This is a genomic window from Vibrio sp. OPT41 (assembly GCF_015163595.1).
GTDB classification, from domain to species: domain Bacteria; phylum Pseudomonadota; class Gammaproteobacteria; order Enterobacterales; family Vibrionaceae; genus Vibrio; species Vibrio alginolyticus.
Genome location: NZ_JADDYH010000072.1, coordinates 57006 through 70911 on the forward strand (window position 1 = coordinate 57006; position 13906 = coordinate 70911).

Sequence of the window (13906 nt, forward strand, 5' to 3'; positions counted from 1 at the left end):
CGTAGGTAAACCTTTTGCCTTGGTGATTTCAGGCATCAATGTTTCAACTGCATTGATCAACATTGGGTCATTTTCTGCTGGCATTTCACCTTGTGCCATTTTGTTGAACAAAGTCGCCGCCTCACCTAAAGCCTTGCCAGCATCACTACCAAGAATGTTGTTCACATCAAATTGAGGGTTTTTAGCTACATAATCTGCAAACTCCGGCGTCTCCATTAAGGAAAAATCGCCGCTGGCAATCGCCTTATCAATCGCTGGAAGGAAGATTGTTTGAAAACCTTCTTGGCGTTCCATAAGTGTTTTCTTATGGTTATATTCTTCCTGTTGCTGCTTAAATGTAAGCTCTGCTTGCGCCCACTGCTTTTCTTGTTGTTTTCGGCTTTTGGCTTGCCAATCTAGATCATCTTTACGCTGTAACTTTTGTTGTTCTCGATCTTCAAGCCCTTGCTGCCAACGAATATCTTCTCGCTGTTGCAAGATTTTCTTTCGTTCTCGGTCTTCGTTGTGCTCCTGTCTCCACAACTCACGATCTTGCTGGCGGTTGTGTAGGTCAATTAATCCTGCACCAACTCGAACGCCTTCATTAAAACTACCAATAACGTTTGCCATGAAAAAAACCTCTAAAAAAACGACGCAGCTAGACCACCAAGAACGGCACCAATTGCACCACCAGCAACAGTACCAACGACAGGTACAACACTACCAATTGTTGCACCTAGAGTTGCACCAGTACCGATACCTGACGCAATACCTTGCTTGTATTGCTGTTTAAGCTGCTCGTTCACTTGTTTGCGCTGTTGCTCCTGGTTAGAAAGATTTCTATAAGTATCAAGCGAACTTCTCGCGTTATTTCGACCAATATCAATTAGACCGTATCCCATATTAACCCCCTAAACTCCACCAACTGAGTTAATTAAGTTTCTGCTTCCTGACGAAACACCCGTCATCAATCCGACTTGTAAATCGTTTATAGCTTGGCGAGTGTTGTTATTAGTTGAAGCTAGCGCAAGCGCGTTATTCATTTCCAAGTTTCGTTTTTGCTGATCAGTTCGAAGATCACCTAAACCATACTTTCTAGTTGCATTTGCAGCATTGATATTGGCTTGTTCTAAGTTCTTCGTGGCATTTGCGTTATTTCTATCTAACTGCTTATTTAACAACTTATCGGTCATAGCAAGATCGATAAGTTGATTCTCATATTGCTGGAAGCGCTTTAGATAATCTTCGTACTGCTTTCTCGTAAGATTCGCGTATATGTATTCAGGATTACCAGAAGCGTTAACCATCATGTTTGAAAGATTATCGCTTTTAACACTGGCGGTTGGAGCGGTTGTGGCTGGCGCGGCTGAACTGCCAGTATTTGGATTGTAATAACCTAATTCACCCTCTTGAGGCATGATTATTTTCTCCTAACGTTTAACTTAAACCGTATGAACTAGCGCCGCCCATTGGCGCAAAGCCACCGTCTGATTTCATACTTTTGTAAGTATCTGGTTTGAAGTAATTACTTAATCCCTGTCCAGCGCTTGATAGCATCTCTTTGCCTGTATCGGTGCCAGTAAGTAAAGAGGCACCAGCGCCAGCAACCGCCGCCGGAATAGATACGGCGTTAGCTTCATCAATTGCAGCTTGGTTGGCCTTACGCGCTGACGCCGCCGCGATATCGTTAAGCCCTGCCGTGGCTTGAGTCGCCTGACCTCGCCCCATTGCAACTACGTTTTGAAGATTACCAGTAAAACGCTCGGTTACGTTGTGTTGGCCTTGCGCAGTAGTTTGTACCTCGTTGGCATTGGAGCCTGAGATTATGTCGTTTGAAGCGCTAGACGCCTTACCTGAACTTGGATTAAAGCCAGATGCCGACAATTGTTTTTGAGTCTGATTGACAGCCGAACTCGTTGCACTATTCGACGTTGTATTGGCCGCTCCTGCTATTTTCTCGTAGTTTGCCTCGTCCCCCATTTTTTCGGTGATACGCATATATTCGTTTTCAATTGGAACAAACACCTCTTGATATCTATTCCACTCTTTAGCCGCCACCTCTGCTGCTGCAATCTGATCGGCAGTTGGTTTTGCTTTTTCTGGCCCTTTACCCATTGTTTACCAGCCTTTTCTCAAACCTGATTAAACCTTGCTCATTGTACCCTACTTTTTTAAATCCGTGAGCGCGCCAAAGCCTGTACACACCTGCTCTTCGAGCCAATGAAACAATCTTTTCTGCTCCCACATCTTTAGCAAGTTGATAGTACGCATTGATGTAATCTGATATGCCATGCCCGTTATCAGACCATCCAAAAACCACATACATAACTATCTCGTTATCTTCGTGCGTCACCTCCAAAACTGCGCCACAACGCTCACCAACAAACAAGTGTGCATCACCACTATCCAACTTACTGATCACCTCTTTCGGCAAATCCGGCAAATCATCACGACCAGCCACGTAAACAAGCTTTCTCACAAGCATGTAGATATAATTGTTGTGATCAACTTTAGCGAACCGCACTTTTTACCCCTGAACGATCTAGAGCGCCTTAACAAAATGGCGCAATTCCAAAAGCACTAAACCTAAGCTTTGTAGGTGAGCACTAATCCAGATGAGTTCCACACATTCCAAGAATTGTTTTCGTAGTTTCTTATGCGCAAACTAACCTTATAAGCCTTACCAGCCGGAAGGCTATGCCGCCAGATCGGTGAGTTTTGAGCGCTCATACCACCAATATCTTGACTATGAACAACCTCATCATTAATTAAAAAATCAAACCATGCACCGAACGCAGTCGCATACACACTCCCCCAAACAACCTCGCGATCCCAAGTAGCCATTGGAACATTTACTGAGTAGAGCGTCTGAATTAGTCCTGCACTACTGTCTGTCTTCATAACCGAGTACGGATAAGGTTTTATTACATCACCAACGATCTGATTAACATTGAGACGACCTTGAATATCGCAAGAATCAGTAATCGTAACGTTCCTTAGCACGCCAGAAGTCGCGGTAATTTTCCCCGAAACATCGGCACCAACCATTTTTGCCACACCAGCCGCGCTCACATAGAACTTGCTGTTCGGGTCATTAATCGTTGACGCTCGTAGCGTTACGTTTGCGATCACTGTATTTGCTTGCACGCTTGTTGCCACTACATCACCAGCAACCAGATCTCTAATGTCTGCAACCTTGATTGATGCAGTGTCTATTGCGAGTACGTATTTTGGCGGAGCTGTACCAACTTGGCCGCCGTTAACCCAATCCTGATAGGCTGGGTTTTTGATAGTGCCAAACACCGGAACGATGCTGTTGCTACCTGTACCACCAGTATTCTTGTCGTAAGCGACCTTAAAACCTGCGTTCTTAACAACAAATTCTGCGTTTGCTGTGCTCGTATCAGTGGAAGACTTGGCTATAAGAGCAACACTAGCCGTCATTCCACCTATGCTTGTTTTAACGCCCCACAACGCAGAATAGCCATCATCAAGATCGGCCAATGCTTCACTAATCTGTGTGACTGAAGACGAAACGCCGTTAACCGTTGCATTAACTTTTCCAATCTCGGTACTAATCGCCTGATTGGTTTGCGTCTTTGTGTAGTAGTTCTTGGATAGATTCGAGCTAACACCATCAATTGATGATTGTAGCGTCAAAGCATATTTAGCAATGGCCTGATCGGTTTGCGCTTCAGTGTAATAGTTGTTGGCTAAGTTACTCTCAACCTCTCCAATTTTTGAAGACAATGAATTGGTTGCAATATTGATCGCCTTTTCAGTATCAACCCACGTTTTATAGTTGGTTGATAGATTGCTCTCAACTCCTTCAATTGACGCTGACAACGACGTATTTAATTGAGAAATTGCTGACGTTAGCTTGGCGTTCGTCGCGTAGTTTTGCTCAATGCCTGAAATCGAATCACCTAACTGAGTTTCGAGATCTAACTTGGCTGTAGATATAGCCTTATCAAGCTCAACTTGAGTCGCAAACTCTTGGTCTACCTGCGCAAGAATTGACTCCCCATTAGACTGAATTTCTGACTTAACAGACTCTCTTAATGCCGATAACGCGCTATCAACTTCAACCTTCGTCGCGTACTCTCGTTTGATCTGAGCAAGAATTGATGTCTCGTTTTCCTCGATCTGAGAAGTAACCGACTCTCTTAAAACCGCCATTGCCTTATCGGTTTCAACTGCTGTGTAGTAGTTGGTTTCAATCTCGGCCCTTAATGTCCGGTTCTCTTCTCTGCGAAATGCGCTTTCCTTATCAACGGTTACAGCGTTTTGCATAGCTGCTTCCGCTAATAATACGTCGATATTCTCAATAGTTTCTGCGTCTGGAATGGATGAAAAATCAATGCCTTCTAATGCCTCCGGTAAAGGAATTAGTTCGGGATGTTCTTCCATCTCCTTAATGATCAGGTCAAGGTAATATTGAGGGTCAACAACGCTCTTTGCATGAGTACCATTAATTGAGTTAATCGCTGAACGTTCGCCTTTTAGGTTTACGAACTTGATCCAATAGTAATAATCACCTGTAGGCTCAATCGGCAATGACGCAACGCTAGACGGAGTTGTTTGCACCACAATAGCATTTGCAAATACGTTATCTCTTGCTTGATAAATTTCGGTGTAAGCATGGCCTTTATATGGCGCGGTATCCCACGAAAGCAGTGCGATACCAAAGCCAGATTTAACCACTAAGTTTTGTGGTGTAGTTGGCGTCTGAACTTCCTCACCAACAATCGGATCACCACTACCGCCGTCCGAACTTGGGATACTAATTGTGCTCTGTAATTTGCCATTTCTGTAGTCAGCAAAACCAAGCTTTTTCATATCTTCCCAAAGGACGGCTTTTTTGCCGCCCTCGCCACGCATACCGATCAACTGTTCCAAGTTGTCGGCAACCGCATCCATTACAGCGTCACTTCCTTTCTTGTGGGGAATAGATTGGAATTTACCCTTTAGCTTTTTGCCGCCTTGTAATGTACGAACTGCCATTTACCCGTAAACCTCTGCCATACTAGAAGCAATGATCACCTCTTCTAATATTCCAGTGCCATAAACTTCAAATTGCCATGAGTTGCCCCTTGCTGGTGGAATGCGTATAGGTCGATCAGTTAACGTACCTATCTCGTAATCTTTGATGACGACTCCATCAACGATAATTTTCATTCCAACCAATGCCGGATCTTCCGCTCGGATATACAGCGTACTAAGTGTTGGATACATGGCGTAATACTCTTTAGAACGCCAAACATACGCTTTAGGTTGGCCCTTGTTCCATTCAGCCAATTTTGTTCCATCTTCGCTTCGAACATAAAGCGTACCTGTCACTAAGTCAGTAAATCCAAGGTTTGAACCTATAGAATGGAACGTAATACCACCCGTTTTAGGGTCGAATATGAACGACTTATCAAGCGCCTTTCCGTAAAAAGCCAAATACTTTCCATCGTAGTAGTAAGCTTCAATGGTTTCTGGCTCCAATGCTTCCCACTGCTTAGAGTCAATAATATCTTTGGTAATTAGCTCAACGTCTTGACCAGTGAACGCACAAAGGCCATGAGGAGACGCATAGATAATTAGGTTGTCGATATTTCTCATAGAGCGCTTGGAAACACACGCTTGCATAGACTCAAGCTTTCGCCCACTAATCGCATCACTGGTGATACCTTGGAACACCCAAGGGTAACCTTTCGTGCCAACCAATAGCATATTGCTCACTGATTCCATTGCTACGATTTCGTGCTCTGTTGTGAGCTGATAATCTACAGGCCATGCGTGAAGCAAATACGGCTCACTAAAACAAACAGTTCGGTCATAGCCACCAGCCATAATTCCGTTAGGCATTAGGGTTAAAAACCGTAGCTTTTTGTTAGGCATTTCGTATTTTTCACTTTCCAACGGGAACCCAAGATCATCGGCTGACTTATCATCCACAAACGTATTTTGTGAAATCGGAATTTCCCCAACCAGATAGAAGTCAGAAACACCACCCTCTGTTGACGTTCTATAGATTCGACGTTTAGTGATATTGCCGGATAAAGCACCTTCACTGTGAAATGTCAGCGTAACCGTACTCTCTGGGAACTTAATTTCAGCTTGATTGCTGATCGGAGATTGCGCCCCTTCCTCTTCTTGTTCGCTAACAAGCGTGTAGACATAAAAACGAGTTTCGTCGTCGGTTGCTTCGTCTTCTTCTGGCAGAGGATCTGGAGCATTTACTTTTGCTGTCACGCCATGCTCTGGCGCTGGCACTCCTAATGGATAAGAGTCAACGGGAAGATCACCAACACCATTAAATATCTGGTTATTGGTAACGCGAACTCCGGTATCACTTGTAAAATAAACACGATTCCAAGGGTCACCAACAATTGGCGACACAACCACATCAACATCAGTTTTCCACTTGAACCACCAATCTAAAAACTTATAAACCGTTTTATGGCTTTCCGTTAAGCCTTCAGTAGTGTCCTTCAAGCCAAGGTAAGGCTGAAGGTTTCCAACCGGAAACTGACAATCTACCGCTTTTGTGGCGTATTCATTTGGTAGGAGTCTCGGCGTCTGTTTTGGCCGTTCTCCAAAGAAAGTAGCGACGTTAATTCTAGGCATTATTTACCTGCTCTCTCTTTGTAATCAGCAACGGCTTTCAATCCGGCAACATCAGCCTGTAGAGCGCTGATATCTTGGCGAATATCTTTTACATCAGTGCCAATGTTTTGTTGAGTCGTCTCGATACTGTTCAAGCGATAATTCATCACATAGCCAGTCCCAACTATCGAAGCACACAACATCACAACGCCTAGTGGATTGTTGTTTAGTAACTTCTCTAACATCTTTCGCCCCCTTCCAATTCGGGGCACTTTCGCACCCCGTCATAAACTGCAATGCTTGACCAATAATAACTCGGAATAAAAACACTTTCTCGATTGAAAACAAAAATCACCAATCGAGAATCTTAGACTTCTAAAAATTCGAATGGAGTTTGCATATCCCCCTCTGTCCAAGTGGCATATTGATTAAATAGCTTTTCCAATCGAATCGCATAAGCATCTTTAATTTGTTGGATTTGATTGTACGTCAGTCTTACAGGTTCATTATTTGCTGCAATCCAGACCGTCTCTTTATCCAGCATATTATTGCGCTCTGCATACCATAGCGTTTCATCCATGTTGTTCCGGTCAACTTGGCGAACTTGGAATTCATATCCATGAATAAAGATGTTTGATAGTTTTATTTCATCTCGCAAAGCTTGCGCCTTGTTCCGATGAAACTCCGCGATCACATTGTCAGGCTTTCTCTCGACAACTGGCGTCTTGGTAACGGTAAATTCTTCGTCATTGACCAAATAATCGTATTCACCATTATGAGTGTAATAATTAGCGTCGTATGGCACTTCAATCACTTCATAAACGGCGCGGCGATTTTGCATATCGATCACTGGCCGCGCTGGTGGCAACGTGGCAACTTCTTCACCATCTTCACCAATAGTGATTTCAGGAACAAAGTTCTCTACATCCACCAGCCATTGAAGATACTGATCGTGGTTTACTTGAAAATCTTCCCAAGCAATTGCTCGTTCAAGCTCTGGCTTAACAACTTGCTCCCAAGACTTACGCTCACCGCGTCTTTGGTTTACATCATGAAAAGTAATCTCTTCAGGCTTATTAAGAACAATGACCGTGTATTGCTCGGTTATAGGGGAAGGTTCCTCCCCCTCTGTGTAGCCAATCACTCGTTCTCGAATATCTTCAGCATAGTAATGCCGGATATTCTCATCAATATCGGTTAAGGCCGTGTAGTCGGTATCAATGATCATAAATCCACCCCACTGACTTGAGAACCAGCACGAGCTTTATTCTTTGTGTAACCGTATGGAATGGCCAGCTCATGCGTACCATATAGACAAGTATCACCATTAAGGTTTATGAATGTTCCAGCACCGTCAATGATTCGAATTGTTGAATCGTCGCCCCAACCGTCACCTGTATATAGTTGAATTGTACTTACTGCATTTGAAGACTTACTTTTTATCATATTGTTTGCGTCAACATAGTAAGCAGTATAGTCCACTGGAATACTAGCCTCATTACCATTCCAAATAACGAGTCTGCCATTCAATGCACTTCCAGCAACGTCAACAAGATAAATAACACCACGCTTACGAAGCATTTGAGCACCAGTGTCAACAATTGGATTGGTGAACGGCTTGTAAACCAACTCATTCCAAGCAAAGTTTAATGAGCACTGTTGATTATTCGCAGTTTGATACCATAGAGCTTTAACTGCTGGAGAGTCATTGTTAGGGCGAGGTTTATCAAATGGCTCTACTTTTTTAAGGTCACCAACATGAATTTTACCATCATGCTGAATTGGTATATTAATCCAGTCAGATAAAGACATGCCGGCTCCACCAACACTTGAAGTTGGCACTTTGCCAATGAGAGATTCAACTAATAACGCCCCCCAAGTAATGGCATGAAACCCACCACTCTGTGCAACCGCACCTAATCCACCAGCACTATTCAACACAGGTTTGTTAGTAGAACCCTTAGTCTGTTTAGCAAAAGCTGTGTAAGTGAATGTGTATAGAATAGTTTTATCTGATGACCATCCACGGGTAGAGCCATTTAAGATTGAATTAAAGTTAGGCATTTCTCCAGAAGACCACGCGCCTGATGGAAGCTTATATATTCTAGTAGGAGTGCCTACTTTTACTTTGCGAGTAAAATCAATATCCCCAGCAGGTGCAGAGCTAGGCATGCCAGCCCAACCACCTAACCAACCATTTTTAAAAGAACCTTCATTCAAGATGACTGAAGGTTCAGCAAATAAATCTACTTGAGTGAAGTCACCTGATACAGGGATGTTAGATTCAATTGTTACGACTAAATGGGCATCACCCGCAAGACGGTTAAATGTATCTAGTACATCAATAGCACCATTACGTATACCAGTGATTGTAGTGGTAACTAAAACTTGCTTAGTAGCAATGTCATATAACGAAACTTTACCCCCTACTTTGTAGAGATCCATAGTGTTAATTTCAGTGGCAATACTTGTAGCTTGAGGGGATGGAGTCTGCGCAATAGCTGGACTAATCCAAGTCCGTACTGCCAGTTCCTCACCTCGGTAAGTACCATTCACTACTTTCTGGAATATCTTAGAAGCTTCTTCTTTAGAAGACACATCCCAAGCAGGTAAACGGTAGTCAATTACACCACCTTGACCTGAAGCATAGATAGCATCATAGAACTTACCATCAGGACGTTTATTCTTACCGTGACTAATACGACCTGAACCCGGTGTTTTAGCAATTTGAGTAGTTGCACTTACTTCAGTAAAACACTTACCGGCACTAGTAATTCCACTTACTACGCGAGAATCATACCAAGGTAAGTCAGCAGCAACTCCCCACTTATGCCAAGCAGCGGCACCCATAGGATTAAAGCTAGGATGATAAGCACCTTGGTTCAATCTAGGAACTACACCGCATACATCGAAGTAACATTCATAATCCACACAGTTAGATGCATGTCTTGCAGTAAATACACCAAGTTCGGGCTTATCGTTGTATTGTTTTAACTGGTAAGAAGTAAAGTAACCAGTAGAACCAGTCATTACAACATCACCACCTGCTTGTGCTTTAACACGAGTGCCACCATCCCAGTTAAGGATATTTTCAGCAGTAGTTACACCAATACCAACAGGATTAATATTTCTCCACTTACCATTGCCAATACCAGCAATAGTACGTTGACGTACACGCCATTGAACAAGTCGGCCATCATCAAGTAAATAAATGTTGTGATCAGTATTAGAGACCAAAGCTCTCTTTTGATCATCAGTTGCAGCCCAAAAATCAACGCCTTTACCCTTCGAGGTTGTATCTCCATCGAATACCGAATAGTAGGTAATAGGACGATTCGATTCTTTTGTTGCAATCCCTTCGATGCTTGTTAATTTTGACTGAATACAACCATAAGGATAAACAAATGGATTGGCCTTGCTGATTTCTTCTAAGAAGTACTCAAAACCAAACATATCTACACGGTTGATTACTACTTCTTCTGTTAGTGGCCGGATATCTACAAGATGAACCAACATACTTGCAGTAGTACTACCTTTTGGCTGAATCAACAAAGAACGTGCAGCAGTAAAATCTAGCTCTACTTCGTTAACACCTTCGTGTAAATCAATTGCCTTATATGTACCAGCTACTGGTTGGTACTGTACTACAGGTCTAGCACCACCCTGCAAATCACTAATGACTATAGTAGCTTTAACTTTAGTTCTAGGGGAATCTGTAGGCGTTTTAGGTGATAACTGACCGTTAATTGAACCATTATTAGTAATACGTAAAGCGCCATTTTCAGGCGTCAATACAGCGTAATTACCATAAGTCCATTCAGATGTACCATTACGGAAATCAGCATTTTTAAGCCACCCCTCAAAGGCACGAGCTACAGCTTCATTAACTGAACCAGCAACGTCACCATACTTAGGGTCTACATCTTTAGTTAGGTCTAGTGTAGCTTTGCCTGAACCACGACAATTACCAGTCGAGTCATAAACAACTGTACCGATAGGAGCTTCAGGGAACTTAATAGCTACTCGCTTGTCTAGTTCATTAATACCAATAAGTTTAGAAATAAAGCCAGCAATAGTAGTTACAGGGAATGGAGTCTTAGATGTACCTGTTTGACCGCCGTCTGTAACACTACGACCCATACGAACTTTATTGGCTTGGTCGGTAATGGCTTCAGTAGTCCACATACCTTCATTGATAATAAAGTTATTAACATTGTTGGTATAACCAGTACCATAATGAACAAAACCACTAGCAGCAAACTCATTAGAAGCTAATGCTCTTTGAGCTTTCATGTTTGCTTCGCTTTGGCAATAGATTTGCCAACCAACATAACTACCGGATTTAATCTCTTCCGCTACTTGCTTTGTTTCATTCGCTAAGGCTTCAGTTTGCGTTTTCAGGGTTTGAGCATCGGTTTTACTTTGTGCTGCGCTTGTAGCTGAAGCAGCCGCTTGAGTAGCCTTTTGTGTTGCCGTTGATGCAGCTTGTTCGGCGCTCTGTTTTAGTGAAGTCATTTCACTAATTGCTGTGGTTGATTGCTGCGAAATGGCTGCTTTTTCTGTGGTAGCTAGATCCGTGATTTCGTTTTTGCTTGCACCAACTAAGGTGTTAATTGCACCCTTGCTCGTATCGGTAAGTGACGTAATGCTATTAGTGCCACCAGCAACTAGCTCTGAAATTTCACTCTTAATCGTTGTTGTAAGAGTTGTAATATCTTTTTTGCTCTTAGTGGCAAGCGCAGTGATCTCCTGCTTGCTAGTGCTTGTTAAAGCTGTGATTTCACCCTTAACGGTAGTCGCTTGCGTATCAATAGCCTTACTAATAGCAGTAGCTTTGGCATCAATTTCAGTTTTTGACGTAGTGACAAACTGTTGAATGTCCGTCTTCGAAGTGCCTACGAACTGCTCAATATCAGTTTTGGTTTGCTGAACTTGAGAGGCTTTTAAATCCACATCGCTTTCTGCTTTGCTCACTAAAGCCAACGTGTCCGCTGCATCAGCCGCATAGCTCTTCGCTGAATACTTACCTGGTTCGACTTCGACACCTTGCGCCGCATTAGAGTATTGACGAACAAGGTCTAGAGCCGCCTGTGTATTATCTAGATCGTTTTTAATACTTTCAGACTGAGCGATCAGGTTTGTGATATCTGACACCAATGTTTGAAGTGGCACAACCTCAATAGTTGAGCCGTCATCGGTGTGAATAAGAACCTTGTCAGCCGTTGATGTGTAATAACCTCGAAGGTCATCAAGCAACACTTGTTTTGAGTTGATAGCCGCCGCGACCATTGCGGCCACACGAGTTGCAATAGTTACTGAAGTATTTCGAATGATCGCATACTCACCATTTGCTGGTGGAACGCCAGTAAATGGCCTGAACAGTGACAAATGTTCGTTATCGGTGATCGATTCGACCTCATAAATACTGCCAGCTATGAACATGATATCGCCAGCTAGCGGTTTATTTCCGGCATCAACCCATAACGTACCAACGCCTACAACCTCTTTTGAGCCGTCGGTTACAGTTACCGTACCTCTTCGATACCAGCTACTACTCATTGTGCTCTACTCCAATTAATTAGCGTGGTTGGTTTTTGATATCAGCGCTCTTTTGTTGAACGATGCTATCTGCTTGGCTCTTGTCGCCTAGCATTGTTCTAAAGGCGTTTAATGCTGTGGTTGCACGAGCGGCGTTAGCGGTAAACTCCGCATCCTCACTAAATGCTCGGTAGACAAGCCACTCAATGATCGCGTTGTCGTACATCGGGTTTAGTTCGCATTTGGTTTCAGAGTCGTAATCGCTTTCAGTTATTGGCGTAGGCACTTTTGCAAATACGCACTCAATGGTTGTTCCAGAAACAACCGGAGGATACATATAGAACGTGGTTGGATTTCTGTCATCGTAAAGCCACGCCTTGGCCGCGCTAGCAAGAGGCTCTGAACGCCATTCAGGGCGATAATCATCAAGCATCTTCAAATCTACATTGCCAGAAATGGCCGCGCCGCCTTTGTTTCGCAGAACATCAACAACAAAACGGGCACCTACTGGAATTGTCTGAGTTGAACCCTCAACACAAACAAAGTCCTCATTGGCCGTTAGCGCATCAGATCGAATTGCTAGGATTGCTCGAACTGCCGAGTTGAACGCATCTACCCAAAACGCTTTATCCCAACGGATCATGTTTTTATCGACAACGAGACGAGCTGCCTCATCGATCAAGTGTTTGACCGGAGTGTTATTAGCAGACATACACACCTCTAGTAGAAATTGTGCTTACGCACTTTGTTTTTGAATGAATTGAAGTTGTCTTTGCTTATTCGGTAAGCGCGGCGATAACCCTCGATAAATTCACGCTCGTACATCAACGCGAGATCAGGGTTAAACCAATTTGTGCCAACCTGTAGTCGGAGTCGGTAAGCAGCGCCAGCCGCTAGAGCCTCACCGTAGTTTTCAACTAGGTATGAATTAAGGTTGTTCTCATCGAAATTTAGCTTTGGTTTTAGTACCGCCGTAACGGTCACCGCATCAAAGTCATTCGTGAATGTGAACTCGTTGGTTACAGGATCAAAAACGTAGTCGTCATTGACGTAAAGCGGAGAACCGCAATTACTCACTACGCTGTCAATTTTTAGAATTGCTGAATCGGTAGGAATGCCAGCAACCGGAATTTGCACACCAGACACAACGGCGGTCAATTTGACCTTTGTTTTTAGGAACTCTGATTTCTCGCAAAACTCGCGGTAAGAGTCGCGCAAGGCGTCATCCATCATGATATCGACAACGCCAGCGCAACGCTGGCGCACTAACCGATATAAATCAGATAGTGCGCTCATCATTAAGCCTCTGGAATACCGTGTTTAGCGTGTAGCTTGTCACGCACTGCCATGCGTAGAGCTGACGCATGTGTTTCGCCTTCTGGAACTTCCAACGCTAGCGGATCAATTGGAAGCTCTTCTGCTAGGATAACGGTTTCAAGTTTCGCCTTGGTGTATTTGGAAATGTTGACGACTTCGCCATCGACCATAACAAGCCAAGTGTTTGCTTTCTCTTCTTCAGCTTTTAGTTGCGCCGCTCGTTCCGCTAGTTGCTGGCGCTTTTGCTCTTCAGCTTGTAGGCTCTCGATTAGAGACTGAGCACTTTCAGGAGTAGCAAAACAAGATTTGATTTGCAGTAATCGGTGCGCCACTTGTTCCGGTACGCTGGTTGGTTCGCCACGGTTAAAGTAGTAGTCACGGCCAAGCGTGTTTACTTTTTTAATTGGCTTTTCACCGATCCAAACAATTTTCTTTTCTGCTGTCATAGTCAATACCCTTATGTGTATTCGATGTGTTG

General features: G+C 43.5%; 13 protein-coding genes. All 13 read right to left on the reverse strand.

Annotation, left to right across the window (positions count from 1 at the left end):
• Window positions 1-609 (reverse strand): hypothetical protein (locus IQP38_RS23025; RefSeq protein ID WP_193838072.1); only part of this gene is annotated, 609 nt, incomplete at its 3' end.
• A gap of 11 nt (window positions 610-620) precedes the next feature.
• A complete protein-coding gene (locus IQP38_RS23030) occupies window positions 621-881 on the reverse strand; it encodes a hypothetical protein (RefSeq protein ID WP_021454663.1) in 261 nt (86 codons plus the stop codon).
• A gap of 9 nt (window positions 882-890) precedes the next feature.
• Complete coding sequence (locus IQP38_RS23035) at window positions 891-1397, reverse strand: hypothetical protein (protein ID WP_025558175.1); 507 nt, start codon at window positions 1395-1397, stop codon at window positions 891-893.
• A gap of 19 nt (window positions 1398-1416) precedes the next feature.
• A complete protein-coding gene (locus tag IQP38_RS23040) occupies window positions 1417-2094 on the reverse strand; it encodes a hypothetical protein (protein WP_193838073.1) in 678 nt (225 codons plus the stop codon).
• Window positions 2087-2503 carry a hypothetical protein gene (locus IQP38_RS23045; protein WP_025507223.1) on the reverse strand — a complete coding sequence of 139 codons (417 nt, stop codon included), beginning with the start codon at window positions 2501-2503 and terminating at the stop codon, window positions 2087-2089. Before IQP38_RS23045 ends, IQP38_RS23040 begins: the two co-directional genes overlap by 8 nt.
• Window positions 2504-2565: 62 nt before the next feature.
• Complete coding sequence (locus IQP38_RS23050; protein ID WP_193838074.1) at window positions 2566-4983, reverse strand: phage tail tip protein; 2418 nt, start codon at window positions 4981-4983, stop codon at window positions 2566-2568.
• Window positions 4984-6594 carry a hypothetical protein gene (locus tag IQP38_RS23055; protein WP_025558172.1) on the reverse strand — a complete coding sequence of 537 codons (1611 nt, stop codon included), beginning with the start codon at window positions 6592-6594 and terminating at the stop codon, window positions 4984-4986.
• Window positions 6594-6818, reverse strand: a complete 225-nt coding sequence (locus IQP38_RS23060) for a hypothetical protein (RefSeq protein ID WP_020840883.1) — start codon at window positions 6816-6818, stop codon at window positions 6594-6596. The genes IQP38_RS23055 and IQP38_RS23060 overlap by 1 nt, the downstream gene beginning before the upstream one ends.
• A 122-nt stretch (window positions 6819-6940) precedes the next feature.
• Window positions 6941-7801, reverse strand: a complete 861-nt coding sequence (locus tag IQP38_RS23065; RefSeq protein ID WP_029795217.1) for a DUF4376 domain-containing protein — start codon at window positions 7799-7801, stop codon at window positions 6941-6943.
• A complete protein-coding gene (locus tag IQP38_RS23070) occupies window positions 7798-12132 on the reverse strand; it encodes a methyl-accepting chemotaxis protein (RefSeq protein ID WP_193838075.1) in 4335 nt (1444 codons plus the stop codon). The genes IQP38_RS23065 and IQP38_RS23070 overlap by 4 nt, the downstream gene beginning before the upstream one ends.
• 19 nt (window positions 12133-12151) lie before the next feature.
• Window positions 12152-12823: a DUF6682 family protein gene (locus IQP38_RS23075; protein ID WP_029810711.1), complete on the reverse strand. Its 672-nt coding sequence runs from the start codon at window positions 12821-12823 to the stop codon at window positions 12152-12154.
• An 8-nt stretch (window positions 12824-12831) separates the two neighbouring features.
• Window positions 12832-13410 carry a hypothetical protein gene (locus tag IQP38_RS23080; protein WP_169628557.1) on the reverse strand — a complete coding sequence of 193 codons (579 nt, stop codon included), beginning with the start codon at window positions 13408-13410 and terminating at the stop codon, window positions 12832-12834.
• Complete coding sequence (locus IQP38_RS23085; RefSeq protein WP_020840888.1) at window positions 13410-13874, reverse strand: hypothetical protein; 465 nt, start codon at window positions 13872-13874, stop codon at window positions 13410-13412. The genes IQP38_RS23080 and IQP38_RS23085 overlap by 1 nt, the downstream gene beginning before the upstream one ends.
• Between the last annotated feature and the right edge of the window lie 32 nt (window positions 13875-13906).